Here is a 26,324-nt window from a genome sequence, read left to right as displayed (position 1 = left end):
GATATCGCCGGAAAAAGTATCCCGAGCGTTATAACTCAAAGTGTCCATAGATTTCCAATCGTTAGGTGACTGAAGCCTTAGTCAAAAATATTGCGAATAGCTTTGGGAAATATTTATGTAAGAAGATCCCAAATCTTTCTTTCGTGCCTGCAATGATTACTTCGTTTTTTTCAGACACGATCGCATTCAGAATTTCGGTTGCACATTCCTTAGGATCGATTCCTTTCAGGATTGCATTATCCATTTTTCCATGTTTAGACCCGTTCCCAGAGAGTGCATTCTTCGATATTTTAGTTTTTACAAATCCAGGATAAACGAGCAATACTTTCAAATTATTAGGACTATTTTCCGCTCTAAGCGCCTCATAAAATCCAGTTAACGCGAACTTAGTTGCAGAATAGCCGGTTCTAAGTGGAACTCCGAATTTTCCTGCGACACTTGAGATAGAGACCACCCAACCTTTTTTTCTTTTTCTAAAATGGGGAAGTAAGGCTATAGTTAATCCGATATTCCCTAAAAAATTCACCTTTAAAAGGGACTCGTATGCAGAGATGGAAGTTTCATGCGCTAAAGACCGTTGACTAATCCCTCCATTATTGATCAGAACATCCACTTTACCGAATTTCAGGATCGCTTGATCAGGCAGACTTTCCATAGAAGAATAATTTTCCAGATCGAAAGGAAGAACCAAACAATCTTCATCAGTTTTTCCTAATTTATTTTTTACTCGAATTAGTTCTTCTTTTCTTCTTGCGGAAAGAATTAATCTGGCCCCGGAATCTTTCAATTCCGAAGCCAATGCCTCTCCTATTCCTGAAGAGGCTCCGGTAATCCAAACCACCTTATCTTTAAAGAAAGAATTGATCCGACTCACAATCCTTGGACCACCTTTAAGAATTGGTCTCCCAGATCGATCCTACGGTCCGCTGTCCGTATGAAAGAATGAATAACGTCCCCCGGCTGCAAATACTGGGATCGCTTACTCTGCCCTTTTACGAAAAGCTCCCATTTCTTTCTTTCGGAAAGAAGGCCGGCTATTTTTTGCAGCATCTTGCCCGGAGCTCTAAGAGCGCATCCAGAAGGAGTGCCTGTTAACAAAACATCTCCGGGTAATATATTACAAAAACTAGATAGTTCAGTGATAGTTTCCTCAGGTTTGAATACCAAATTAGAAATAGTATCATGCTGTCTGACTCTATCGTTCACGAGCAAGGTCAGCTCCAAACTATTCAATATTTCAAAGTCTCCCGGTTCCAAAACGGCTAGCACCGGACCCGCTGGCAAAAAAGTACGGTAAGATTTTCCCTTATACCACTGCAATTGAGGAAGTTGTATATCTCTTGCGGATACATCGTTTGCCATAAAGATTGCGGCCACATATTCTGATATATTTTGAGAGTTCACTTCCGTATAAGAATCGATGGATTTTCCAAAAACAAGACCAAGCTCTATCTCGTAATCGAGAAGTTTGACATGTTTAGGTCGGATCACTTCCCCGACAGGAGAAGTCAACGATGCATCCGATTTGGTGAAAAAAAGATTATAACTCTTATCGTCTGGATCAAGTCCGGACTCTATCAGATGTTGTTTATAATTCGCGCCTTGGCAGATAATCTGACAAGGTGAAGAAATCGGAGAAAGCAAACTTACTTCCGAAAGTTTATAACTTTTGGATCCTATATTAGCACTTTCCGTCTTGGAAAATTCCAAAAATTTGCGCGTATCCATGTCCCCTAGTCCGAGAGGATACACTTTACCTTCTGCAAATTTTGCCCAATCTATCTGTTTATCTTTTTGGAAACGTACGTAATTTATAGCCATAGTCCATTCCTCTTTATTAATATTTAATCCAACTTCGTGGAGATCGTTCTGCGACCTTCTTCAATTGTATCAGCTTCCTTAGCTCGATATTCCTTCCCAAAAACAGCCCTTTTACAAGCTGAATCAATTTATCCCAAGAAATCTCAGTGTCCAAAAAGTCCTCTGGCATATCTTGTCCCCATTGGTAAAGGCTCTCTCTACTGATAGGATGAAAGCCAACCGGAACAGTATCGTCGAATTTATCTCCGTCCGTATAATGTTCCACGAGCATTCCGCTTGGATCTCTTTGATAATCGAATATCTGGCTTCCTAAAATATGTCTTCCAATTCCCCAAGCAGGCTTCCAACCTCTTTTCAGAAGCCATTCCCTTCCTTTCGCGACTTCATCCAAATCTTCCAACTCGAAAGCACAATGTTCCAATCTATCGTCTATTCCGGAGGCAATCACTATAGTATGATGATCTGTGAGTTTTTCTCCCAAATCGCATCTTAAAAAAGCGATCACAGGTTCCTTGGAACCCGGAAGTATTTGTATATCGGATGGGATCATACCAAATACGTCGCAATACCACTGCGCATTCTTTAAAAATTCCTGTTTTAAAAAAACTGCATGTCCCAACCGATTTATTTTAGCTGGTCCCACATCATACGGTTGTGGTTTATTTTTACGTAAGATCTTTCCGTCGCTATTCCAACTTCTAAACTTCCCACCCCGATCCTTTTCTTCAAAAAAAGAAGAAGGAATTAATACCGCATCCACGGGAAGATCGGAAGGATCCTTAATCGTAACCGTAGGAAAATGCTCCGCGCCGAATCTTCCCAGAGGCCAGACCTCGGCTCCGTCCATTTGTCTTAACCTTTCAAATTCTTCCGTAGAAGATATATATAATCCTAATCCCAATAAAGAGTCCCTGTCAGCCTTTTCCAAAGACCAACAGGGCAGATCGGAACTAACTCCATGAAACAAAATTCTATCCTTAAACAACTCAAAGGGAGAAAGCCCAAAATCTTTATAATAGTCGGCGGTCAACTCGGGATTTTTTCTCCCTAACCTGACGTATGCGATATCTCTCGCCTTACTTATAGGATCCTTCGACCTTGTAGGACATTTAGAAGGTAATTGTTTCATGGCATTTTTCCCTGATAGATTTCTGCAAATCTTAAAACAGTATCGTCCACTTCCTTTCCATAGGAGACCGCAGCGACAATCTTATCCGGACGAACGATCGCGAATCGATCCGCTCCACCGAAAAATTTCATAAAAGAAGAAGTAACGTCTTCGGCGAAATTAGAGGCAATCTCGGAAGCCTGCTGTTGATTCGAAATATATAATATTCTTCCCCCCATTTTTTTCCAAATCTCAATACAAGATTGGCTTAGTACCTGAGAAGGATGGACCCCGTAACCGACGATACAGAGATTTGGGCCCAATAAAGAATCGGACAATTCCCAATTCCCTTCTTTTAATCTGAGAGGTGCTTGAGGAAAAACAGATCCGGGAGAAATAGAAGAATTTTTTAATGTATTCTTCTTTAAGAATAAACCTTTTCCGAAAGAATTATCCGGTTTTAATCTGAGATCCGATAAATAAGGACGCGCAGGAGTAAAAGATAAAAATTTCATTAAAAAATCCCGAAAAAAAGCGGCGATCCTACTTCTAGTCATGATGATCGAACCCAAAAACACTGCCAAACGTATCATCTTTTTTGCATGTGGTTTTCTCTCCACGTTATAGCTTAAAAGTATATCCTTAGAAGCTTCTTTACGTAAAACGGATGCGATTTTCCAGGCAAGATTGAAAGAGTCTCTCATACCGCTCACCAATCCTTGGCCGGCAAATGGCGGTGTCAAATGAGCGGCATCTCCCAGCAAGAATACTCGTCCCTTCCCCATACATTCCGCAGTCTTTGCTTGGAATCTATAAACGGCTTTTCTCTGTATCTTCATGGAAGAGAGTTCTCCCCAAGGACGAATAAGTTCCGCTACCTTTTCCGGTTTCTCCATTTCTTCCCTTGTTTCTCCGTTCCGAAGAAGAAACTCCCAACGTTGGGATTTTCCTGGCCCGGGAACGTGTGCGATTGGTCTTTTGGGATCGCAGATAAATTCAACCTTATCTAGAGCGTTAGGCATATCTTCTACATCTAAGATCAGCCAATCCTCCTTGTAAGCAGAACCTTTAAGTTTCCATCCTTGTTTCTCTCGGATCCGACTATGAGCGCCATCACACCCTAAAAGAAAACCTGTCGAAATTCGATAAGTAGTTCCGTTGCATTTTACTTTTACGATAACTTCAGAATCCGATTCTATATGAGTTAAATAAGTACATTCTGACCAAAGTTTTACATGATCGAATCTTTCCAGACCCTTTCGAAGAAGTCTCTCCAAGTCAGGTTGATAAATCGAAACCAAACGAGGATGTCCGTCCATGGATCCCATAGAATTAATCTTAGCTAATGTTCCAACATAAGGAGAGATCATTTCTACGCAGGAGATGGAGGGCATAATTTTAGAAGCCTCTTCTCCTAGTCCGGAAGCTTGAAGAATTCTCAAAGCGTCTTGGTCCAAGGAAATGGCTCTTGGAATTTCCAAAATCCCTGGATTCTCATCTATAAGCAGGACCGGAATTCCTTCGCTTCCGAGCAGGTTTGCAGTCAGAACTCCTACCGGACCCGCACCTACGATCAAAACATTCGGTTTCTCCGATTCCTCAACTTCTTCCATGAAATGAAGTTATAATCAAAAATGATAAAAATGTCAATTACTTAAAGAGAAATTAAGAAGGAAATCATCATTTTTGATAAATTTATCAAAAATGTAATTGTGTCATATAATGGATCTGATATTGATATCTTATGGCCTCGCCTACCAAGAAACTACCGCCAAAAAGAGAACGGACTCGGCACCAAATCCTGAATGCGGCTCTCAAACTTTTCGCAAGAAAGGACGCTGGAGAAGCGTCTATCTCGGATGTGATTGCAGAAGCTGAAATCGCAAATGGGACCTTTTATAATCATTTTAAAACCAAAGAAGAACTTTTAGAAGCCTCCTCATTAACTTTGATAGAATCTCTAGCATCCGAAGTGGAAACCATCATGGGGGACTTGGATGATCCCGCAGAAAGAATGGCGTTAGCGGGAATCTATTTCTTCAAAAAAGCAAGAATGGATTCGAATTGGGCCTGGGCCCTTATCCGAATCGCAGCTGTAGCACCCAGAATGAGCGACATGCTTTTAAGCTATCCATTGAGAGACCTACAAAGAGGCACCGCTTCCGGAAAATTTTCCATTGAATCTACAGAAACTGCGCTAGGACTCTTTGTAGGTTCCTTACATTACGGGATCAGGAACATATTAGAAGGAAGGGCGAAAAATAAACTACACGATAGAGAAATGATGACTCTAGTACTTAGAAGTTTTGGAGTAAAGGTCGAGATTGCGAAGAAGTTAGCTTCTAAAGGTTTCGAAAGAGCCTGGAAAGAAGACTGATCTTTTTAAATTTTCGAATCCAGTTTTGAAATTGGCGGAAGATTAGAAGACAAAGATTGGTAGATCTGCTCTGCCAGGCCCAAAGAAGAATTTGCAGATAAATTCTTAGAATATTCATCATAAAGCATATCTTCGAAAATTTCTTCCGCGTATCCGCCGTCTATGAGTCCTGATTTGTGAACTGTGGATTTCATTTCTTTCAACATCATCTTTACAAAGATAGATTCGAATTCACCGGAAGCATCGAATAACTTTTTACGATAAGGGTCTGCAGCAATTTCCTCTTTAATATTATGAGGCATTCTTACTTCGGAAGAAGAAACTTTTCCGGATAAAGTATTGTTAAATTCCTCTCTTAATTGATCCGGAAAACTTTGGCCTGGCTTACCATTTTTTTCTTCGCGTAAAAGTCTTTGCACTTCCGGTCTTTCAGTAAGATCCAATTTAGATCGATAGTCTTGGATTTTATCTATCATTATTGTATCTCCAGTTCGGCATGAAGAGCACCTGCTGCTTTCAATGCTTCTAAAATTGCGATAATATCTTTTGTAGAAGCTCCTACTTTGTTCAATGCTTCCACAACATCGGAGACCTGAGTGGCCTCCTCTATCACGAAAGATTCTTTCGTAGGAGGTTTTTCTCCGCTGAGTCTTGTAGGTCTTCTGTTCTTATCAGCGACTGAAAGACTTAAGCCCGATCTGGCAACTGCCACTTCATCGATTGCTATATTTCCACCCATCACAATAACGCCAGATCTTTCGTTGATAACTACCTTTGCCTTAGAACTGGATTCTACAGTGATGTTTTCCAGGTCGGAAAGAAGATTGAGTAAACCTGGAGATTTAGCGGAGAACCCAGCGCCCACTTCTATCACGATCTCAGAAGGAGTTAAAGCCTGAATAGACTCGGGCTTCAATCCGAATTTCTCAGGAACAGTTTCTTTGATACGATTCACTACATTATTCATCAAAGAGAAGTCTTGGTTATTCAGACGAATAACCACTCTTTGATTAGAAAAGAAATCTTCTTTTAATTCAGTTTCTACAATTGCACCCGCGTGAACAATCCCAACAGTCTTTTTAGAAGCTCTTCCAAGCCCACCCGCGCTATTCTCTTTTCCACCGAAAGAGATCACTCCGCTTGCAACCGCATAAATTTTATCGTTCGCAGTTTTTAAAGGGGACTGAAGAAGCACTCCCCCCTCTAAGGACTTTGCATCCCCAATAGAAGAAACAGTCACATCAAGCCTGTCACCTTTACGAGCATATGAAGGAATATTAGCGGTAATTAATACGGATGCTATATTTTTAGTCTGTTCCGGCTTAAGATTCGCATCCACTCCAAGGTTTTTGAGATAGTTTTTCATACTCTCAGTAGTCATTGGAGTCTTAGAATCCCCAGTTCCAGGAAGTCCAACAACAATCCCATAACCAGTGATCTGATTATCTCGAATCCCTTCTATCTTAGCCAGATCTTTTAAGCGGACTTCTGCTCCGGAAAGTGATATGGAGAATATTATAAAAAGGAAAATTACTCTTTTCATCTGGACTCTCCCAATAAACGGTTTAACTGTTCCAGAATATATCTTTGTTTTTCTTCCTCTGAAAGTTCCGCTTTGACGGTCACGGTTCCGTCTGGGTTATTAACAGTTTTTAAAGTGATAGGAGGTTGTAAATTTTTAGGCTCAATCCTTCCTGTAAATTGGATCTGTAGATCAGCTATCCGATCCGCATCTACTGAATTATCTCTGGCAATAAACTCAGGAGATAATCTTCCGGTCAAAATAACTTGAGAAGGTTCACCATTATAGGTAGAAGAACGCTGTCCTTGCAAGGTCAAAAGGCCTGTATTCGCATCGATCGCGGTCACTACAGCAGTTAGATTTCCTTTTAGTTTTCCTAGAGATTTGATCTTACCTTTATTTTTACGAACGATAGTACGATCCGTATTATAAGCAGGATTATCAGGGATCACTTTTTTGTCGGGTACAGCTTTGATCGTGATATTTTCGTCTGCAGTAGATTCAATTTCGAACTCTGCCGTAAAACCATCTTTCAATTTTACGAATATTGCAGTTCCTACTCTCAGATTCTGGCTTCTGGAGTAAGGATTTTTATCCTGCCATTGAGAAAGATCCTGCGCAAATAGAGCGATCATTCCGGATAAAAATAAAAGTGGAAGTATAAATTTCAAACTTCGGATCATATCAATTCTCTAAAAGGACTGTGCCCTTCTCCACCACTCTTGCGGAAATTTTTCCTTCTTTGGAATGAGACGAAACGTCAACGATCTCCCCAATATTACCGGAACTTAATGCTTTTGTCTTGGATTTTACCACCAAGTTTCCCTTTGTATAAACGAGGTTTACGTCCCCGCCTCTTTGCACATCGAATAAGAACCTAAATTGTTTCTTGCGGAGAAGTTCCCCTATTTGTAAATCCTTGAGTGCAGTGGAACCTACATCCTTACTCGAAATTCCATCCGTAAAAGATTCTTCCATATAGACGGTTCTTTCTTCCAAATCATCAGCTTGTAGTTTTTGCCCTTTGCGGATCTCTTTTTTGGCGAAGAGTGCGTTCATTCTTCTTTCCAACTTAAATTTGATCCTTTGCGTATGGACTTTTCTATTCTCGAAATAAAAATCCAAAGAAGCAACGATCTGTCCAGGATGAATGACTTGAGGAAGCCCTGCCCATTTCAGTTCCACACCTTGGCTTGGAACAAATCTATCCCCATTCAAATAGGAAATTTTAAAGTCCCCTTCTTTATCTTGAGGAAGTTTAGAAACTTCTTTCCTGAGGCTTTCCTCCAGTTCTTCCGGATCTAATTCAGAATCCAAAGGTAAAACTAAGGTTTCTTTTCCGGAAACCGGGATCCCAGCCAGAACTTCCTTCAAATTTTCAGGACGGATCACAACTGGAGCATTCAGATTTCTTAATACAATTTTGTCTTTCATCCCGTCGGGAAGTTTTGCGATCTCGGAAAGTAAGACTTCTTTCTTTTGGGTGAGAAGTTTTCCGCGAAGATAAACCGCTTCCATTCCTTCTATCTTTTCCGAACCGGACACAAATAGCCCTGCTAAGATACAGAATAGGATGAAGAAGCGGAAACTCATATTAATTAACGTTTCAGTCCGATCGCGGTAGATAACATGTTATCGGAAGTTTGAATGGCCTTTGAGTTAGACTCGTATGCCCTTTGGGCAACGATCATATTCACCATCTCTTCTACGATTTTAACGTTAGACATCTCCAAGAATCCTTGCAGAACATTTCCGAAACCTTCCATACCTGGAGTTCCAGGAATTTCAGGACCGGAAGCAACGGTCTCTTGGAATAAGTTTTTACCGATTGCTTGAAGACCCGCAGGGTTCACGAAACGATATAATTCGACCTGACCGATCACAGTAGGACGGATATCTGCCCCGATCTTTACAGTCACTTCTCCCTGCTCGGAGATCATCAAAGTGTTCAAGATTGCTCCCTCAGGAAGAATAAGAGGTGGCTCCAACAAATAACCGTTAGACGTTACTACTTGTTGGTTAGAATCTATTTTATAAGAACCGTCACGAGTGAATGCAAAACTACCATCAGGCATTTGGATCTTGAAAAATCCCATCTCGCTTGTGATTGCAAGGTCGAGTTTGTTTCCGGTCGCCTGAAAAGAACCGATCTCGAATAATTTTTGAGAGGCTGCCGCCCTAACCCCGTGGCCCACATTCACACCTGTAGGAATTTCGCTCACGGAAGTGGCTGGAGTTCCTGCCAATACCATATGTTGGTAAACTAAGTCCTCAAAATCCGCACGGTTCTTTTTAAAACCGGTGGTATTCACGTTTGCCAAGTTGTTGGAAATTGTATCTATGTGAAATTGCTGAGCGATCATTCCGGTCGCGGCAGTCCAAAGGGAACGCATCATTTGAGTTTATACCTCGATCCCTTTACCTATCGACCATTCCCTAAAAATCCTCAGGGGAATTCGGGATTTTTGAGACAAAATATAGGTTTTTAGGAAGCCCCCGCCCCGCCTGGAGGTAGGAACTCCTCATCTTTCTCAGAATTTCACAAGAAGCTTCGTTGCCCTCTGACCATACCCCTCCACCGCATCCTTCCAATGGATTGCATGAGTTGTAATCTTTTCAGGACGCAATCTGCCTTCCGAGATCAGGTCGAAAATTTCCTCCGTATAAGCTCCTACATTTGCCCTTCCCACCTTCAAAGTAACTCCTGTATTGTACATCTTCCAGTATGGAACAGAAATATCATTTTTGAAATGAACACTTACACAGGCGCAGGTCCCTCCGGGTTCCAAACTTTCCAAGGCGGTGATAAGTCCTGCACGAGTATTCGTGCTATCCACTACCAGATCAAATTTGCCTGGACTTTCAGAATGAGGAGCCTCAATCGCTTCCGCACCCAATTGTTTTGCAAGTTCTAAGCGAGAAAGATCCGTATCCGTAAAAACAGGTTTAACACCTAACGCAATCGCAGATTCTACCGCATATAGACCGCAACTTCCTACCCCACCTAAAATTAAAACAGACTGAGCGGGATTTTCTTTTAGATAAGGAGCCACACATCTATAACCGTCTGCAAGATTATCCGCAGCAGAAACAGCTTGTTCAGGTAAAACTCCTTTCGGAATTTTTTTTAGCATGCTATTTGCATAAGGAACCCTTACTAATTCCTGCAATGCTCCTCCCCATTCATACCCGAATCCATACCCAGGACTATCGGCAACGGAAGAACAAAAAGCAAGAAGTCCCTTATTACAATGAGAACAGGAACCACAATTGATATGCCAAGGAACCATGACTAGATCTCCTATTCGGAAATTTTTCACGTCCTCACCTAATTCAGAAATTTCTCCTACCATCTCATGACCTAAAGCGATCGGTCCAGGAAGAGGTGTTGCTCCATAGATGATCCCAAAATCCAGATCACATCTACTTACATAAAGAGGTTTAACGATTGCCTCTATTCCGTCCTTGAGCTTGGGCTCAGGTACTTCCAACCAAGAGAGTTTTCCTCTTCTTATAAAATTGAGTTGTTTCATTCTACTTCCCTCTAAAAACAGCATTACGTTTTTCTAAAAAAGACTGAACACCTTCTTTGGAATCTTCCGTATGAAACAATTTCAAACCGTTCTTCATAAGAGAATCGAACGCAGTCTTTCGGTTTTCTTGGATCGAAAGTCTGGCAGATATTAAAGTTTCCTTCAAAGCTAAAGGAGCACATTGTTCGGCGATCAATTGAGAGATTGAATAAGCTCGATCGAATAGTTTATCTTTTTCTACTACTTCCTGTATAAGTCCTAGCTGAAGAGCTTTTTCAGAATTGAATTCTTCTCCGGTAAGAAGATAACGCATCGCATTTCCCCAGCCTGCGATCTCCACCATACGAACTGAAGCTCCACCTAAAGGCATGATACCTCTTCGAACTTCGAATTGTGAAAACATGGTTTTGTTGGTAGAAAGTCTGATATCAGCCGCAAGTAATAGTTCAATTCCCAATGTAAAACAAAATCCCTGGGCAGCGGCGACTATAGGCTTTGTTCTGGGCCTTGCTTTTAAATTGATCCCGAAAGGATCGACGCCTCCTTCTACAAGAGGCCATTCTCCTCTCTCTTTCACTCTTTCGGAAATGCTGTCCAATTCCAATCCCAAAGTAAAATGTTTTCCTGAAGCCACGAGAAGTCCCACTCTGGCTTCCTCCATCTCTTCCAGCTCGGTGTAAGCTCTGGATAGATCTTCCAACATTTCCCAGGTAAATACATTCCTTTCGTCGGGACGGTTGATCCGAATGACCAACACCTTCCCCTTTAACTCTCTTTCTATAAATTTATCCACAACATTCTCCTATATCAAAAGTAGAACGATCATTCTACCTTTTATTTTATAAAGTAGAATGATCTGTCTACTTTATTTTTGCGGAGAAGTTAATATTTTGACATTTAAACTTATGCTTTTAATCCTTTATCTGTGAAGAAGTGGACATCATCTGAAGAAACAAAAGAACGAATCGTCCAAGAGGCATTACATTTATTTTATGTCCAAGGATATTCGAATACGGGAATCAACCAGCTATTAGAAGAGTCAGGGGTATTTCGGAAGAGTTTTTATACTCATTTTTCTGGAAAGGAAGAACTCGGAATGGAATACTTATGGGCCCAGGACAAATCTTATATAGGTTATATGCGGTCCATGATGGGTAAATATCCGGATGCTCAGGATTTTATCCAAGCTTGGTGTGCGATGCTCCTGCGAAATTCGAGGACCAAAAAATTCATAGGATGTCCTTTTTCTAATTTTGCCAGCCAAACATTGGATCAAACCGAATATTTCGGAAAGAATTTAAATGAGATCATGAACAATTGGAAAAACGAATTGGCGGATTACTTTTCCATAGCAAGTTTTAGAGGCAAACCTCTACAATCTAAGGATACTCAGGATCTTGCAATCCGCTTCCTTACCTGCTACGAAGGCTTAGTACAACTTTATATTACTATGAAAGAATCAAAGTATCTAACTAGGTTAGAGAAAGATCTAGAAAAGATATTAGAAGAATATTATTAAATTTGCTTAATTTGATTTAAACTTAATTCTCACGCTAAGGCGCTAGGATAAGAAGATATTTACTCTGGATCTTCAAATCCTATATAAAGCTCTTCTCCACTTTGCGGCTTCGCGTGAAAATTTTAACTCCACTACTTCAGGTTCCGAAACACCACGCAGCGATTTGAATTCGTTCCTTTCTCGTTATTCGAAACATTCCAGCAATTGGCAAGTTTCGTGAATTTCTGGTCGTTTATGTATGTATTTTCCCATACGAGTCCGGTAGATTCCGCACATTTGATCACATACTCATCCAAGTTGAAGACTGTTTTTCCTTTTCTGACTTCACCCACTTCCATAACCACAGTTCCACCCGGTTTTACTACTCTGGAAAGTTCCGCTAAGGTTCCTTGGATGAATTCACACCAGCCTGCAAGAGTCGCGAAGATACTCGGTTTCTGGTCCTTCTCCAGTTCAATATCTAAAAACCAATATCTAAGCCAATTGTCCTCTTCGTAGTTTACCTTGTCCAAAAATGGAGGGCTAGTCACTACAAGATCCACTGAATCATCTTCGAGGCCGAAAAGATCCAAAGAAGAATGATTTGTGTATTCGTTTCTGGAAGAAAACTCATGATAAAAAGGTGTTAGAGATTCTTTCAGATCCCTTTTCATCTTTTGAAGGATACGAGGTTTGATCTCTCGATAATCTGGTACAACTCCCCTCTTCTCATTATTTCTTTTTTGAGCCAAAGGAGGAATAGAGATCTGAGGAAAACTATATACTGAAAAGAATCCGTTACTATGCCCGTGAAGCCTGGATAATGCAGTTAGACCTAAATATCTTAGCTCAGCAGAATCAGAATCGGAAAGTATCTTCTTCAGGTTCTTGATCTCTTTTAGAGTATCTTTATGATAAAAATGTAAAAGACCCTCGTCTTCTTTTTCCTCTTTGATCTTAGAGCTAAGATCCAAAGTATGAAGCGCTTTTTCCAGTTTTTCGACAGAAGGAACGGTCTGTCTCGACTTCGCCAAGAACAAAGACATAGGACTTATATCGTTATGAATGGCAGCATAACCTTCTAAATTTGCTTGGACTGTTGTAGTTCCCCGTCCACCGAAAGGATCAAATACGATCCCCTTTCGATTCTCCAAATATTTACCAATGAAGAATGCGGGTAATTCAGGCTTGAACGAGGCTCTGTAACTGACCACGTAATGGATTGGATGAGACTGCCTTTGTTTAGAGGTCCAAAATTCCCCGGTGAGTATCTTTCTTTCTTTTTTACGAAGTGCGCCGTTCATCCGCTCCGCCTTTTCTTTTTTCTTATTTTCGGAAGAAGGCGCGATTTTCAGTTTTGCTTTTTAAAATATTGCCTGAGACATAACGAAGGAATGACGGAAGTGAGATTAGAAATACTTGTCTCCCTACCGAATCCAAAAATCTTAGCATTCAGATCCGGATTTTTGGGTAAGTCCAAGCTCGGATCGATAAGAGAATGAAAACCGTATCCTCTCAACTGTACGAAGAATTTTTAAAAGAGAAAAAAACGAATCGAAGATTCGAACTCGCAGGTTTATATATAGGATACGGAGCTTATGTGGTAAGTCTTGGGATCGTATTCTGGCTCAAGAGAGAAAATCCACTCTTCTCAGCAATGTTCTTTTTAGGATTATTTACAAGAGTTTCGAGCTTAATGATTGGTAGAGTATTCTTGGTTCCTAAAATTTTTCTAAAACTTTTCTCTTCCGATATTTCCGAAAAGGAAGATGCTTGGGAAACCATCCAAGCTCATAAGAGTGAGATGGTAGGAAGACTTGCAGGTAATATTTTCGGTTGGAATGATTCGAGTAAGTTATACTCCATGAACCGGGAAGAAATGACCGAATTCGTGAAAAAATATACCGCAACGGACTGGAGAAGGATCGGAAAATTTTTCCTGATGTTCTACATTCCACTTTTTCTATTCGTTACTTATCTTACGATTTACGCCTGGTTCCAATGAACCGCATCTTAGGTTTTTCTTTTGCGATCCTTCTACTTTCCTGCTCCGTAAAAACAGGAACAGACTCACCCGTCCTCCAAAAAGAAGAGCTAAATCTCTCGGACAGAAAAGTCTGCTTATTCCTAGCTGAAATGGAAGAAGGTACACTCTTAAAAGTGGGAGAAGATAACTGCAAAAAAAAATCCCCTTCTATGTATGTATTCCAACCGGTACTCGCGTTGGCGGCCTTAGAGCTTGGAACATTAAAAGACCCTCATGGATATTTCCCATGGGATAAAACCAAATTCCCGTACCTCCGCTGGCAGAAGGAACAAAATCTGAGGTCTTCATTAGAAAGTTCCACCGTATGGTATTTCCAAAGGATCTGGACGGATACTGGAACTATTAAACTTAAGACCTGGTTGTCTTCTGTTGGACTTCCTACATTGGTTCCATTCGAGCCTTCTAGATCCTTTTGGATGGATGGAGGATATTCTTGGACTGCAGAAGAATTCTATTTATTCTTATGGAAATTATTCAACGGGGAGTTAGGAGTCAGAAAGAAAAATTTAAACTCGGTATTAGAAGGTCTGGAAAGAAATCCGGGAGAGATCAAAAATCCAACAGGCATTCATAGACTAGACGGCAACTTCGGGAACTACTCCGGTTTTTATTCCGATTCCGCAACAGGATATGCCCAAGGAAGATCCGTCTCTTGGTATTGGTTTTTTTGGAAAGGTCCAAAAAGATCTTATCTATTCTTATCCAGAATAGAAAGTGAATCCGAAACCTTATCTCCCTTAGAGGCCGCAAAGTTTGGCATGGAATATCTAAAAGAAAAAGGCTTTTGGGAAAAATATTTCTCTTCGTCAAACTAAGTATTATTCTTTTCTCATTCTTTCCATTTTTATAGTATGGAGGAACTCCAACATTCCGAGGGTTTCCGATTCTAAGGATGAAACGAAACGCAATTTTCTACATAACCCTATTAGTATTTTCTTTCGGAGCCTTTCTCTTCATAACGAAACAAGGCAAGTCATTAGAAATAGGTAAAGTTGCTATCATCGAGGCAACCTCTCCCACTTCGGTCGAATCTACAGAAGATCCGATCGATATTTGGAAAAAAGCGGGTGCAAAACTTTGGAAGGGTTTTCATGAGCCTCTTCCACTTCTACTATTACAAATCGGAGTCGTGATAGCAGCCACTCGAGTAATGGGTAAACTTGCAGTAATTGTAAGGCAACCATTCGTAGTCGGAGAGATCCTTGCGGGTATATTATTAGGCCCATCGTTGTTCGGGTTATTATTTCCGGAGCAGTATCAATTCTTATTCCCCAAAGTCTCCTTAAGTTCGCTTCAACTATTAAGCCAAATCGGTTTAGTATTCTTCATGTTCGTAGTAGGAATGGAGTTGGACCTAAAGATACTTAGAAACCAAGCAGATTCTGCGATACTTATCTCTCATGCGAGCATTCTTCTTCCTTTCTTACTCGGAGCGATCTTAGCACTTTCCATTTACAAAACATTAGCTCCTCCTGACGTAACATTTTTATCCTTCTCCTTATTTATGGGGATAGGAATGAGTATCACCGCTTTTCCAGTACTTGCTCGAATCGTTCAGGAAAGAGGACTAACCAAAACGAAACTAGGAGGACTCGCGCTCACCTGCGCTGCCTCGGACGATTTAACTGCGTGGTGTTTACTTGCAGTGGTGATCGCTCTTGTCCAAGCCGGAGGGATTTTAGCCGCACTATTCACCATAATCCTTGCAATTATTTACGTTTTCATAATGTGGAAGATCGTTCAACCTGCAATGCACAGAGCGGGAGGGATCTTCACAAACAGAGAAGCATTTACCAAAATGGCGGTAGCGCTATTTTTACTTTTCCCGATCGCATCCGCTTGGATTACCGAATCCATAGGGATCCATGCATTGTTTGGAGCGTTCTTAGCAGGCGTTGTTATGCCTGACAAACCTAAACTTAGGACACTCTTGGCGGAGAAGGTAGAAGACCTGAGTACTGCGATCTTTCTTCCATTATTCTTCGCGTTAACCGGAATTAGGACGCAGATCGGCCTGTTGAACCAAGGCAACTTGTGGTGGGATTTCGCAATGGTGCTTACGGTCGCCATCGTAGGAAAATTCGCAGGAAGTGCCATCGCTGCAAGAGCCTCCGGAAATAACTGGAAAGATTCCTTATCCTTGGGTGCACTCATGAACACCAGGGGACTTATGGAATTGATCGTACTCAATATAGGTTACGATATCGGAGTATTATCTTCTCAGATCTTCTCTATGATGGTGCTCATGGCATTGGTCACAACTTACATGACCGGACCAAGTTTGAATTTGATAGAAAGAATTTTCTCGGTAGTCAAAGACAAAAAAGAAGAAGGTATACTACTCGCATTCGCATTACATTCCAGAGGTGTGGACCTATTAAGACTTGCTTCCGGATTATTCCAGAATGGGAACAAAACAAAAGAAGTAACAGCGCTTCACCTGACTCCGGATTCCTGGATTTCCGGCAAAACTGCTCAAAAATACGAGAAAAAAAGTTTCGAACCTTTATTCAAACTTTCTAAAGAACTTGGGATCAAATTAAAAACTTTATATAAACCTTCCGACAACGTCACAAGAGATATACTAAGAACAATCCAATCAGGAAATTATAATATATTCCTAACAGGTGGAGCCAAATCCCTATTCAGCGATGACGTCTTAGGAGGAAAGATCAGAACACTTCTTTCCGAGTCCGAAACAAACGCAGGGATATTGGTTGCGGAAAAATTAAAGGATTTAGATCGTTTTATCTTAGCTATCTACTCAGACAAAGATGTAAAACTATTAGGATTTTCTTTAGCAATGGCTAAGAAGATAGGAGCTAAACTTTCCATCTGGGACCCGAAAGGTCGTGTTCCTCAATTTTCTCAAAAAGAAAGAAACCTTCTCAAAAAAGAAAAGATCACAATCCTAAAAGGAGAAAATCCTCAAGTATTATCGGAAGCAGATTTAGTGATTTGCGATCTGGAAACCTGGGAAGAAGAAACCGAATTTAGGAATTGGGAACTGTCAGACGGTTCGGGTTTGTTTTTGGTTCGCTATAAAGAATAATATTATAAATCTGTTTTTAGAAAGTAACCTACTCCCGGTTCCGTAATTAAAATCTCGGGATTACTCGGATCTCTTTCTATCTTTTTTCGGATCTGATTCACGTAAACTCTTAGATAACCGGATTCCGCCATTTGATTCGGACCCCAGAGTTCTTTTAAGATCTGAGTTTGGGTCACTATCTTTCCAGGATAAGTCGCCAACAATTTTAGAAAAGAGTACTCGGTAGGTGTCAGTCGGACTTCCTTTCCTTCTTTCAGGACTTTTCTCGTACCAAAATCCAATTCCAAAAGCCCGATCCTAACTTTTACATCCGTTTTTTCAGGAGAAGAATGTCTTAATAACACTCTAATTCTTGCGAGTAATTCTCCAATGCCGAAAGGTTTGGTAAGATAATCGTCCGCCCCGCTATCCAGCAAAAAGATCTTATCTTTCTCGGAATCTCTAACACTTAAAACTAATACTGGAATTTTAGAACCGGACTCTCGGATCTTTTTAAGGAATTCTTCCCCGCCTTTTTCCGGTAAACCCAGATCCAAGATGATACTATCAGGACGGACCATATAAACTTTTGATAATGCTTCGTCTACTGAGATTGCCTCTTCTACTTTGTATCCTTCTTTTTCAAGAGCCACTCGGACCAATCGGCGAATTTGGATCTCATCGTCTACGATCATAATGATTGGACTAGACAATCGGATCCTCCAGAGGAGGGAATGTGAGGACAGGAAGCCGAATAAGAAACCTCGCTCCTCCTTCTTGTCTATTTTCCGCCCAGATCTTTCCACCTTGAGCTTCTACAAGTCCCTTGCAGATAGAAAGTCCGAGACCTGTTCCTTGCATAGAGGAGGAAACTTTGGTGAATTTTTCAAAAATTTTGTCTTCTTGCCCCAAAGGAATTCCAGGTCCATTATCCTCTACCGTTAATAGAAGATGGTCCTTAGGCACACTTGCTCTCACGAGAACAGTACTATTCTTTTCCGTATGTAAAAATGCATTTTGCAAAAGATGGATCAATACTTGGATCATCAATCTTCTGTCCATTCGAACAAGAGGCATACTTTCATCAGATTGGACTAACAAAGTATGTTCTCCTTTCTCATATTCTGCGATCCGTATCGTTTCAGTTACCAAGTCTACAGGATCTTCCCATTGGAGGTCCAACTTCAATCTTCCGGATTCCAGTCTAGACATATCCAAAAGATCTCCAACCAATCGATCTAACTTTTTATAAGCAATTCGGATCTCTGAGAATAAGTCGGATTTCTCTTTTTCGTTTTTTCCATTTCCTGCTTCCAATAGATCCAAAGAAGCTCTGATCACGGTCAGAGGGGTCCTAAAATCATGGCTAACTGAATTGAACAATGCGGAATAAAATTTTTCAGATTCTTCTACCATCTTAGCGTTTGCACGAATTCCAAGTAATTGTATCCGCTCTAATGCCAAAGCAATTTGGTTCAGCATAGAAAATAGAAGTGTCTCTTCCTCCAATTCCAAACTTTCCTTATGCTCTCGATCCAATCCGACCACTCCAAAACATCCACCTGGAGTAAGTAACGGAAGATATAACCCTTTAGACATCGGAACGGTATCCGTATCTTTTCCGGAAGGTTTTCTATTTTGGAATGTCCAAGCTGCGAGGGCAGATTCTTTCATATCCGGTTTGAAACCACTTTTAGGATGGGGAGTGCGAGAAAGCAAAGAGTCTTGATCCGCAAGTAAGATTAAGACGGAAGATTGAAATGTATCTCCAATCGTTTCTACCGCTACGGAAGCAATTTCATCCAAACTATGAGTTTTAGATAATGTAACTGAAAGTCTATATAGACCGGAAAGTGCTTCTTCTCCGGTTTGTAATGCTTCTTCTCTATCTCTTAATCTCGTAGTGAGCGCTCCTAAAACCAAGGCCAACACGAAGTAGGTACCGAACATCATCCAGTCTTCTACTTTTTCAATATAGAATGTAAATTTAGGAGGAATGAATAGAAAGTTCCAAAAGATAGCGCTTAAGGAAGCCGTGACTAAAACGGGTCCCCTACCCGCAAACAGAGCCACAAACATTATAAAAAACAGATATACTAGTCCTATAGACCAATAACCGGCAAAAATATTGAATAAAAGATTAAAGGAAGTGATGCCGAGTAACGCCAAAAAGGAAAGAAAATACTGAATGGGTTTGGATCTGGTCCCTTTAGTAAAAAAACCGAAGTGGATCTTAGGACTTTCTTTCAGAATTTCCGTCGGGGCGAGAAGTATCTGAAAATCCCCAGTTTGTTCACTCAATTTATCTACAAAGGAACCTCCTCTCAAAATCCTGGAAATTTTACTTCTACCACTTCTTCCAATGACAACATGAGTTGCCTTAGTACGATTGATCGCTCTTATAATACCTAAAACCGGATCCCTATCCGAAAAGTTCAGGATCTCAGCCCCTAACTCTCTAGCAAGACCTAAGTTTTCTCGTAATAGCGCTTTCTGGTCTAAAGACAACGAATTTCCATCGTCAACATGCACTGCGACCCAAGGGCATTTTAACCCGAATGCAATACGTTTCGCATAACGTATCAAATTGGCGGCTTGGGGAGAAGATGATACCGCCACCAGAATTTTATCAGAAAGTTTAGAATCCTTGGTCGGCTCTAATCTAGAAAGCTCTCGGTCCACCAGTTTTGAAGTAAAATTTAAAGAAAGCTCCCTAAGAGCTGTCAAATTCGGGACCTTAAAAAAAGAATGGAGAGCTTGAGGTACTTTATCCGAAGGATATACCTTACCTTCTTTCAAACGTTTGATCAGATCGTCCGGAACTAGATCGATCAATTCCACTTCATCAGCTATTTCTAAAATAGAGTCCGGAACCCTTTCTGAGACAGGAGCACCCGAAATTTCCTCCACGATACCCGCTCTACTTTCTAAATGTTGCACATTCAAAGTTGAATAAACATTTATCCCTTGGTCCAAAATTTCCAAAACGTCTTGGTATCTTTTAGGATGCCTGGAACCGGGAACATTCGTATGAGCTAGCTCATCCACCAACACCAGATCCGGTTTTTTTTCCAAAATAGCATCCAAATCCATCTCTTCCAGATCCACCGACTTGTATCTGGATCTTTTTCTCGGAATGACGGAAAGACCTTCTGCTTGTGCTTCCGTTTCTTTTCTATTATGAGTCTCTAAATAACCGATCCAAACATCTATTCCTTCCGATCTCGCTTTTTGAGCGTCTCGGAGCATCTCGAAAGTTTTACCTACTCCTGCGGCCATGCCGAAGAAAATTTTCAACTTTCCTCTGGTTTTAGCCTCTTCTCCTCCGATCCGAGAGAGTAACTCGTCCGGATCAGGTCTATTTTCTTCTGCAGGTCTCACTCTATAACTACTTTAGTTTTTCAGAATATTCTATTCTAAGTAAACGGATCTCAATTTCAGGTTTAATTTCAGAATATTGATCTTGGAAGAACCGAATAATCCCCATTCAGGAGATTCTATAGTCTCTTCGACCAATCGAGTTAGCTTTTCTTCTGAAATTCTCTTTGTTTTCGCGATCAATGGAACTTGATATTTCACAGCCTCAGGACTTAAATGAGGATCCAAGCCGCTTCCGGAAGAAAACAAAAGTTCCGAAGGCACTGGCTCAGCTCCTCCTCTCGCAATCCAATACTGTTTTCTCTCTTCTACCTTTTTAGAAAGTTGGGCATTCGTTGGTCCAAGGTTAGAAGCTCCGGAAGAAGAGGGATCATACCCGATTGCAGAAGGTCTGGAATGAAAATACTCCGGATGATCGAAAGACTGAGCAAGTAACGCGGAACCGATTAACTTTCCATCTACCTCAATCAAGGAACCTGAACTCTCTCTTGGAAAAGCAAATTTAGCAAACCCGTATACGATTGCAGGATAGCAGACCCCGCATACAAAAGTCCAAAATCCTAATTGTAAAACTGCTCGTATCATGCGAATACCCCCTTGGTAAAACTTAAGATCAGATCTATTCCTTTGATCCCGAAAAACGGAAGGATAAGTCCTCCAAATCCGTAAATAAATACATTTCGCGCTAAGACAGAATCCGCACCTGCAGGTCTGTAACTCACACCTTTTAGCGCAAGTGGAACTAAAAACACAAGGATAAGAGCATTAAAGATCACTGCACTTAAAACCGCTGATTCGGGACTTGCAAAACCAAGAATATTCAAAATAGATAAAGCACCTATTCCGCCTATAGGAAATAACCCCGCAAACATTGCAGGTAGGATCACAAAATATTTAGATACATCGTTTGCTATGCTGAAGGTAGTCAAAGATCCCCTTGTCATCAGAAGTTGTTTTCCGATCTCTACAATCTCGATAAGCTTGGTAGGATTACTATCCAAATCGATCATATTCCCGGCTTCTCTCGCTGTTTGGGTCCCGGTATTCATTGCGACTCCCACATCTGCTTGCGCTAAAGCCGGCGCATCGTTTGTACCGTCGCCGATCATCGCCACGAGTTTTCCACCGGATTGTTCCTCACGGATACGTTTCAGTTTTGTTTCAGGAGTTGCTTCTGCGATAAAATCATCCACTCCTGCTTCTGCCGCGATTGCTGCAGCAGTTAAAGGATTATCACCTGTGATCATCACAGTTCTGATCCCCATTTGTCTGAGCCTTGCAAATCTTTCTTTGATCCCACCTTTTACGATGTCTTTTAAATGAATGACTCCTAAAATTTCTCTACCTTCTGAGACAACTAAAGGGGTTCCACCTTCTCTTGCGATCTCATCTACTATATCTGAAATTTCTTTTGGGTATTCTCCCCCTAAGCCCGTAATATAATTTCGAACGGATTCGGAAGCACCCTTTCGGATTGGAGGCCTGACTTTTCCTCCCAAGTCAGGATCGAAATCCACACCACTCATTTTGCTTTTAGCGGTGAAAGGAACAAATTGTCCTCCTAACTCGGATAGATTCCTTCCTCTTAAATCGAATTTTTCTTTCGCTAATACTACAATGGATCTTCCTTCGGGTGTTTCGTCGGAAAGAGATGCAAGCTGTGCTGCATCCGCTAAGTTCTTTTCAGAAATTCCAGGGGCAGGAACAAATCTGGTCGCCATTCTATTTCCCAAAGTGATCGTTCCTGTTTTATCTAAGAGTAGAACGTCTATATCTCCCGCTGCTTCGATGGCTCTTCCTGATTTGGCGATTACGTTCCTTCTCATGAGCCTATCCATGCCGCTGATCCCGATCGCAGACAATAATCCACCTATCGTAGTTGGGATCAAACATACCAAAAGACCAACTAACGCGGGAAAAGAACCTGAGAGTCCTAAATTTCCTCCGCCTTCTTTTTGACTATAGAATACAGCAGGCACAAGAGATGTGATCGCTACCAAGAACACCAAAGACAAAGCGGAGAGAAGAATGGAGAGTGCAATCTCATTCGGTGTCTTCTGCCTGGAAGCTCCTTCTACAAGAGAGATCATCTTATCTATAAAAGTCTTTCCAGGATCGGTTGTGATCTGCACTATAATTTTATCACTTAAAACTTTGGTGCCTCCGGTAACAGCGGATCTATCCCCTCCTGACTCTCGGATTACAGGGGCAGACTCTCCCGTAATCGCGGACTCATCCACTGAAGCGATACCTTCTATCACCTCACCGTCACCCGGGATTTGATCTCCTGCTTGGCAAACTACCTTGTCTCCTGTGCGGAGTTCGGAAGAAGGAACTATAATAACGGAACTACCGCTTAATTTGTTTGCCTTGGATTCTTTTCTATTCTTTTTCAAGGACTCTGCTTTTGCTTTTCCCCTACCCTCAGCCAACGCTTCCGCAAAATTCGCAAATAGCACCGTTGCCCATAACCAGATAGAGATCTGTAGACCGAAACTTAGATTAACGGGATGAAAGATCACATCATAAGAACTTAATATTGCTCCTATATAAACTATGAACATGACAGGGTTTTTCCATTGAACCCTTGGATCTAATTTTACGAAAGAATCCAAGATCGCCTTTAGCAAGGACTTTGGATCTTGAAAAAAAGAAGTATTTTTGTTTTTCATAATTCTAAACCTTAAAACTTCGAACCGGAATGCAGAAGTATATGCTCACTTCCTGGTCCCAAAACCAAAACGGGCAGGAATGTTAGAGCTCCTACCAAAAAGATCACGGAAAGAAGAAGTAGCACAAACAAAGGACTTTCCGTGGAAAACGTACCTTCTCCCTTTGGAGCTACCTTTTTGCCCAATAAAGCTCCGCTCAGTCCTAAAGCAGGAACGATCACAGCAAATCTTCCCACCAACATACAAAAAGAAAGAGCTAGATTATAAAACGGAGTATTCGCATTCAAACCTCCGAATGCAGACCCGTTATTTCCGGATGCGGAAGCAAATGCGTATAAAATTTCAGTTAAACCATGAGGCCCCAAATTTGTTCTAGAGGAAAGAGCAGATTCATAAAGAAGTGAGAATGCGGTGAATAGTAAAATACAAAGCCCAGGTACCAAAACTCCAACAAGTGCAAGTTTTACTTCCTTTGCTTCTATCTTTTTTCCTAAATATTCAGGAGTCCTTCCCACCATTAGTCCTGCGATAAATACCGTGAGGACAACATAAAATAACATTCCTATAAGTCCGACTCCTACACCGCCAAATACAACTTCGCCCAGAAGAATATTCCAAACCGCTAATCCTCCTGCAAGAGGAGAAAAGCTATCGTGCATCGCATTCACTGAACCGTTAGACGCTGCTGTGGTCGCCATTCCCCAAAGAACGCTTTGTGCTACTCCGAATCTTGTCTCCTTACCTTCCCAGTTCCCTACAAAGTCACCTTCCGACCAAAGAGATATGGAAAGACTTAAGACAAAAAGAAGGGTCATTCCGAAAAAAATAGAAAGACCTGCTTTCCAGGAACCCACCCATCTTCCATAAGCAAAAGGTAATGCTCCCGGAAGAAGTAAGATCAAAATACATTGTAACCAACTGGAAAAAACCGTGGGATTCTCAAAGGGATGAGCGGAGTTTACTCCAAAAAAACCGCCCCCATTCGTTCCCAATTGTTTGATCGCAATTTGAGAGGCGGCCGGCCCGAGAGGTATTTTAACTGAATGACCTCCAAGGCCGATTGTGTCTACATACTTGGAAAAATCCATTACCACACCTTGGGAAACCAAAACCAAAGCGACTAAGATAGAAATTGGTAAAAGAATATATAATATACTTCTGGTTAGATCGATATAGAAGTTACCGATCCCGGATGGGTATTCGCCCGGCTTAGAGATCATTCCTCTTGCCATAGCCGCAAGTACCGCGATCCCGACCCCTGCGCTTACAAAATTTTGCACTCCTAAAAGTAGCATTTGGCTTAAGTAAGAGAGAGAAACTTCTCCGGAATACGCCTGCCAATTGGTATTCGTCACAAAACTGACGGAAGTATTCCAAGCCAGATCCCAAGCAACCCCGGACTTACCTTCCGGATTTCCAGGACGTATGTCCTGAAAATGAAGCCCTAATACAACCAGGACTAAACATAAAAGTGTAAAAATCCCAATATCAAGTAGGTAAACTTTCCAATTGGAATTTTGACCTTCCTTTATTCCGGAAATCTTATATAGGAATGATTCGGATTTGGAAAGAAAGGCAAATCGTTTGGAAACTTCTCCCCTGAGAACGTCCGCTATATAAATTCCTAAAAAGGGAGAGAGAAGAAATAAAACCGCAAAATACAAAAAAAAGAAGATCGAGTCGTTTCCGTTCATTCCGATCTCCTAAAATTTTTCCGGTTTTAAAATGGAGAAGGAGAGATAACCGCATAATGCGATAACTAAAACGATTAAAAATGTATAAGACAAGATTCCTCCCAGCGGAAACATTCCGTCTATTCCAAAAACCTAACCTGATTTTTGGAATTCGTCAATGCGAACCTGCATGAGAGGAAGAGATATATGCGTTAATTTTGCGTTAAGATCTATGTGTAAAATTTTACTAAATCGGACACTTCTTCTCTTGGAGTATGAAATTTATTTAATGTGGAGTCGGGCTTAGGATAACCCAAACTTAAACCACAGACTATTTTCTCGGATTCCGCCAGACCTAATTCTTTTCGGACCACTTCCGGAAATGCGGACAACGCAGCTTGGGGAACCGTTCCCAGTCCATAACTTCGAGCAAGAAGCATTACGGTATTCAGAAAACATCCTATGTCCAAAGCGATATAAAAATTGAGTTCGAATTCTGTTGTGATAAATACCGCTGTAGGAGCTCCGAAGAATTCGAAGTTCCGTAACATAAACTTATCCCTGGCTTCCTTGTCTTTTCTTTCAATACCCGCCGCACCATAGATTTTCATACCAAGATCGAACATTCTGCGTTTCGCATCCGCAGGAAAACCTGTAGGCCAAATCGTATCAGGCACGGGTGTCTCAGATTGTTTCGCTCTTTCTTGCAAGAGTTCCGCCATTTTATCCCGCTTAGAGCCGCTCACCACATGCACCTTCCAAGGTTGGCTGTTTTTCCAACTCGGGGCGCGAAGAGATTTGGAGAATAATTCCTTTAAGACGGAATCTTCGACAGGCTTAGAAAGATAATCCCGGATACTATGGCGGGTAAAGATCGCTTCTTCCACACTGGAAGCAATTCCTGAAATATCAATGGATTCGGTTTCTGAGGATAAAGAAGACATATAGACCTCCGATTTAGACTTGCATTTTAACAAATTTCGGTCTTTCTGGAAGAAGAATGATCCGAACAGACAAGTCTGTCTGTTACTTGATCCCAGGAAGAAAAAAATGTCAACCAAAGAAAAAGGGGTAAAAGACAGGATTTTGGAAACTGCTGCCAGGCTTTTCCAAACCCAGGGTTACGGAAACACCGGTATCAACCAGATCATCCAAGAATCGCAAACTGCAAAGGCCAGCTTTTACGACTACTACCCTTCGAAAGATCTATTAGGAAAGGCATATATAGAATTTTACGGGAAAGAACAACTCGTCCTATTAAAAAAATTACAATCCAGGTCGGAGAATGCTCGGGACTTTATCCAAGCATGGACGCATATCCTAAGAAGACAGACCAGAAACAGTGAATTTGCAGGCTGCCCCATGGCAAACACAGCAGCACAAATTGCATCGGCTTCACCTTCCATCTCTGAAGAAGTCAAAAAATTGGCTTTGAGAACAGTGGACCTTCTCTCTATCTATTTGAAAGAAATGCAGAAGAAGGGGCAGATCCCGAAGAATGCGGACACACAGTCTTTGGCCCGAAAAATATTCGCTTCTTACGAAGGTGTATTACAGATCTGGAAACTTACCGGAAAAATTTCCGCGTTAGACGATTTACCCGAGATGGTGGATGCGATCATTAAATATTCAGGGAAGAAGTGAGTGGACCTGGCAAATTCCAC

At 41.2% G+C, this 26,324-nt stretch carries 25 protein-coding genes and 1 pseudogene; 7 read left to right on the top strand and 19 right to left on the bottom strand.

The annotated features are described in order from the left end of the window. Positions 1–61: 61 nt before the first annotated feature. Genes CH352_RS14215 through CH352_RS14200 form a run of 4 tightly spaced genes read right to left on the bottom strand, consistent with a single transcriptional unit; the run spans position 62 to position 4,542 of the window. Positions 62–865, bottom strand: a complete 804-nt coding sequence (locus CH352_RS14215; RefSeq protein WP_100707811.1) for an SDR family oxidoreductase — start codon at positions 863–865, stop codon at positions 62–64. Positions 866–870: 5 nt separating this feature from the next. Beyond that, entirely contained in the window at positions 871–1,821 is a 951-nt protein-coding gene (locus tag CH352_RS14210; RefSeq protein WP_100707642.1) for a fumarylacetoacetate hydrolase family protein, read from the bottom strand. A 16-nt stretch (positions 1,822–1,837) separates the two neighbouring features. Then, positions 1,838–2,950: a VOC family protein gene (locus tag CH352_RS14205; protein ID WP_100707643.1), complete on the bottom strand. Its 1,113-nt coding sequence runs from the start codon at positions 2,948–2,950 to the stop codon at positions 1,838–1,840. Next, positions 2,947–4,542, bottom strand: coding sequence for an FAD-dependent monooxygenase (locus tag CH352_RS14200; protein WP_100707644.1), 1,596 nt, complete (start codon positions 4,540–4,542; stop codon positions 2,947–2,949). The genes CH352_RS14205 and CH352_RS14200 overlap by 4 nt, the downstream gene beginning before the upstream one ends. 131 nt (positions 4,543–4,673) lie before the next feature. Here CH352_RS14200 and CH352_RS14195 point away from each other — a divergent pair, with 131 nt between their 5' ends. Beyond that, a complete protein-coding gene (locus tag CH352_RS14195) occupies positions 4,674–5,306 on the top strand; it encodes a TetR/AcrR family transcriptional regulator (protein WP_100707645.1) in 633 nt (210 codons plus the stop codon). 5 nt (positions 5,307–5,311) lie between these two features. On the opposite strand, the gene CH352_RS14190 is transcribed toward CH352_RS14195, so the two are convergent. From CH352_RS14190 to CH352_RS14160, 7 genes are all read right to left on the bottom strand, one after another. Continuing rightward, complete coding sequence (locus tag CH352_RS14190) at positions 5,312–5,785, bottom strand: rod-binding protein (RefSeq protein ID WP_100707646.1); 474 nt, start codon at positions 5,783–5,785, stop codon at positions 5,312–5,314. Continuing rightward, entirely contained in the window at positions 5,782–6,849 is a 1,068-nt protein-coding gene (locus CH352_RS14185; protein WP_100707647.1) for a flagellar basal body P-ring protein FlgI, read from the bottom strand. Before CH352_RS14185 ends, CH352_RS14190 begins: the two co-directional genes overlap by 4 nt. Beyond that, a complete protein-coding gene (locus CH352_RS14180; RefSeq protein WP_100707648.1) occupies positions 6,846–7,511 on the bottom strand; it encodes a flagellar basal body L-ring protein FlgH in 666 nt (221 codons plus the stop codon). Before CH352_RS14180 ends, CH352_RS14185 begins: the two co-directional genes overlap by 4 nt. 1 nt (position 7,512) lies before the next feature. Continuing rightward, positions 7,513–8,421 (bottom strand): flagellar basal body P-ring formation chaperone FlgA, encoded by a 909-nt coding sequence (flgA, locus tag CH352_RS14175; RefSeq protein WP_207766710.1) that lies wholly within the window; start codon positions 8,419–8,421, stop codon positions 7,513–7,515. Positions 8,422–8,426: 5 nt separating this feature from the next. Then, positions 8,427–9,224: a flagellar basal-body rod protein FlgG gene (gene flgG / locus CH352_RS14170; protein WP_008590869.1), complete on the bottom strand. Its 798-nt coding sequence runs from the start codon at positions 9,222–9,224 to the stop codon at positions 8,427–8,429. A gap of 135 nt (positions 9,225–9,359) precedes the next feature. Next, positions 9,360–10,361 carry a zinc-dependent alcohol dehydrogenase gene (locus tag CH352_RS14165; RefSeq protein WP_165780195.1) on the bottom strand — a complete coding sequence of 334 codons (1,002 nt, stop codon included), beginning with the start codon at positions 10,359–10,361 and terminating at the stop codon, positions 9,360–9,362. A 1-nt stretch (position 10,362) separates the two neighbouring features. Next, complete coding sequence (locus CH352_RS14160) at positions 10,363–11,154, bottom strand: crotonase/enoyl-CoA hydratase family protein (protein WP_100707650.1); 792 nt, start codon at positions 11,152–11,154, stop codon at positions 10,363–10,365. A gap of 132 nt (positions 11,155–11,286) precedes the next feature. Between CH352_RS14160 and CH352_RS19275 the strand changes: the two are divergent. Together CH352_RS19275 and CH352_RS14155 are read left to right on the top strand one after the other, a co-directional pair. Continuing rightward, positions 11,287–11,442: pseudogene (locus CH352_RS19275) on the top strand (TetR/AcrR family transcriptional regulator); the annotation flags it as partial. Between the two features lie 15 nt (positions 11,443–11,457). Then, a complete protein-coding gene (locus tag CH352_RS14155; protein WP_243396391.1) occupies positions 11,458–11,880 on the top strand; it encodes an LmrA/YxaF family transcription factor in 423 nt (140 codons plus the stop codon). A 131-nt stretch (positions 11,881–12,011) separates the two neighbouring features. Here CH352_RS14155 and CH352_RS14150 read toward each other — a convergent pair whose 3' ends face one another. Further along, entirely contained in the window at positions 12,012–13,163 is a 1,152-nt protein-coding gene (locus CH352_RS14150; RefSeq protein WP_207766711.1) for a DNA methyltransferase, read from the bottom strand. Positions 13,164–13,357: 194 nt separating this feature from the next. Between CH352_RS14150 and CH352_RS14145 the strand changes: the two genes are divergently transcribed. The 3 genes from CH352_RS14145 (at position 13,358) to CH352_RS14135 (ending at position 16,958) form a co-directional block, all read left to right on the top strand. After that, positions 13,358–13,864, top strand: a complete 507-nt coding sequence (locus tag CH352_RS14145) for a hypothetical protein (RefSeq protein ID WP_100707652.1) — start codon at positions 13,358–13,360, stop codon at positions 13,862–13,864. Next, positions 13,861–14,721 (top strand): penicillin-binding transpeptidase domain-containing protein, encoded by an 861-nt coding sequence (locus CH352_RS14140; RefSeq protein WP_100707653.1) that lies wholly within the window; start codon positions 13,861–13,863, stop codon positions 14,719–14,721. The genes CH352_RS14145 and CH352_RS14140 overlap by 4 nt, the downstream gene beginning before the upstream one ends. Positions 14,722–14,798: 77 nt before the next feature. After that, positions 14,799–16,958: a cation:proton antiporter domain-containing protein gene (locus tag CH352_RS14135; protein ID WP_100707654.1), complete on the top strand. Its 2,160-nt coding sequence runs from the start codon at positions 14,799–14,801 to the stop codon at positions 16,956–16,958. Positions 16,959–16,960: 2 nt separating this feature from the next. Here the strand turns inward: CH352_RS14135 and CH352_RS14130 are convergent, their stop codons facing one another. The 7 genes from CH352_RS14130 to CH352_RS14100 form a co-directional block, all read right to left on the bottom strand. Further along, on the bottom strand, positions 16,961–17,632 hold the full coding sequence (locus tag CH352_RS14130) for a response regulator (protein WP_100707655.1): 672 nt from the start codon (positions 17,630–17,632) through the stop codon (positions 16,961–16,963). Positions 17,633–17,642: 10 nt separating this feature from the next. After that, a complete protein-coding gene (locus CH352_RS14125; RefSeq protein ID WP_100707656.1) occupies positions 17,643–20,318 on the bottom strand; it encodes a sensor histidine kinase in 2,676 nt (891 codons plus the stop codon). 30 nt (positions 20,319–20,348) lie between these two features. Beyond that, positions 20,349–20,900 carry a potassium-transporting ATPase subunit KdpC gene (gene kdpC / locus CH352_RS14120; protein ID WP_100707657.1) on the bottom strand — a complete coding sequence of 184 codons (552 nt, stop codon included), beginning with the start codon at positions 20,898–20,900 and terminating at the stop codon, positions 20,349–20,351. Next, positions 20,897–22,987 (bottom strand): potassium-transporting ATPase subunit KdpB, encoded by a 2,091-nt coding sequence (kdpB, locus tag CH352_RS14115; protein ID WP_100707658.1) that lies wholly within the window; start codon positions 22,985–22,987, stop codon positions 20,897–20,899. Before kdpB ends, kdpC begins: the two co-directional genes overlap by 4 nt. Before the next feature lie 11 nt (positions 22,988–22,998). Beyond that, complete coding sequence (gene kdpA / locus CH352_RS14110) at positions 22,999–24,681, bottom strand: potassium-transporting ATPase subunit KdpA (protein ID WP_100707659.1); 1,683 nt, start codon at positions 24,679–24,681, stop codon at positions 22,999–23,001. Between the two features lie 9 nt (positions 24,682–24,690). Further along, on the bottom strand, positions 24,691–24,795 hold the full coding sequence (gene kdpF / locus CH352_RS14105) for a K(+)-transporting ATPase subunit F (protein ID WP_243396393.1): 105 nt from the start codon (positions 24,793–24,795) through the stop codon (positions 24,691–24,693). A 95-nt stretch (positions 24,796–24,890) separates the two neighbouring features. Further along, positions 24,891–25,604 (bottom strand): nitroreductase, encoded by a 714-nt coding sequence (locus tag CH352_RS14100; RefSeq protein ID WP_100707660.1) that lies wholly within the window; start codon positions 25,602–25,604, stop codon positions 24,891–24,893. 106 nt (positions 25,605–25,710) lie between these two features. On the opposite strand from CH352_RS14100, the gene CH352_RS14095 reads away from it, so the two are divergent. Then, positions 25,711–26,304 carry a TetR/AcrR family transcriptional regulator gene (locus CH352_RS14095; RefSeq protein WP_100707661.1) on the top strand — a complete coding sequence of 198 codons (594 nt, stop codon included), beginning with the start codon at positions 25,711–25,713 and terminating at the stop codon, positions 26,302–26,304. The last annotated feature ends 20 nt before the right edge of the window (positions 26,305–26,324 follow it).

Source organism: Leptospira hartskeerlii, assembly GCF_002811475.1.
GTDB classification, from domain to species: Bacteria; Spirochaetota; Leptospiria; order Leptospirales; family Leptospiraceae; genus Leptospira_B; species Leptospira_B hartskeerlii.
This window is presented reverse-complemented; position numbering and strand designations above follow the sequence as displayed.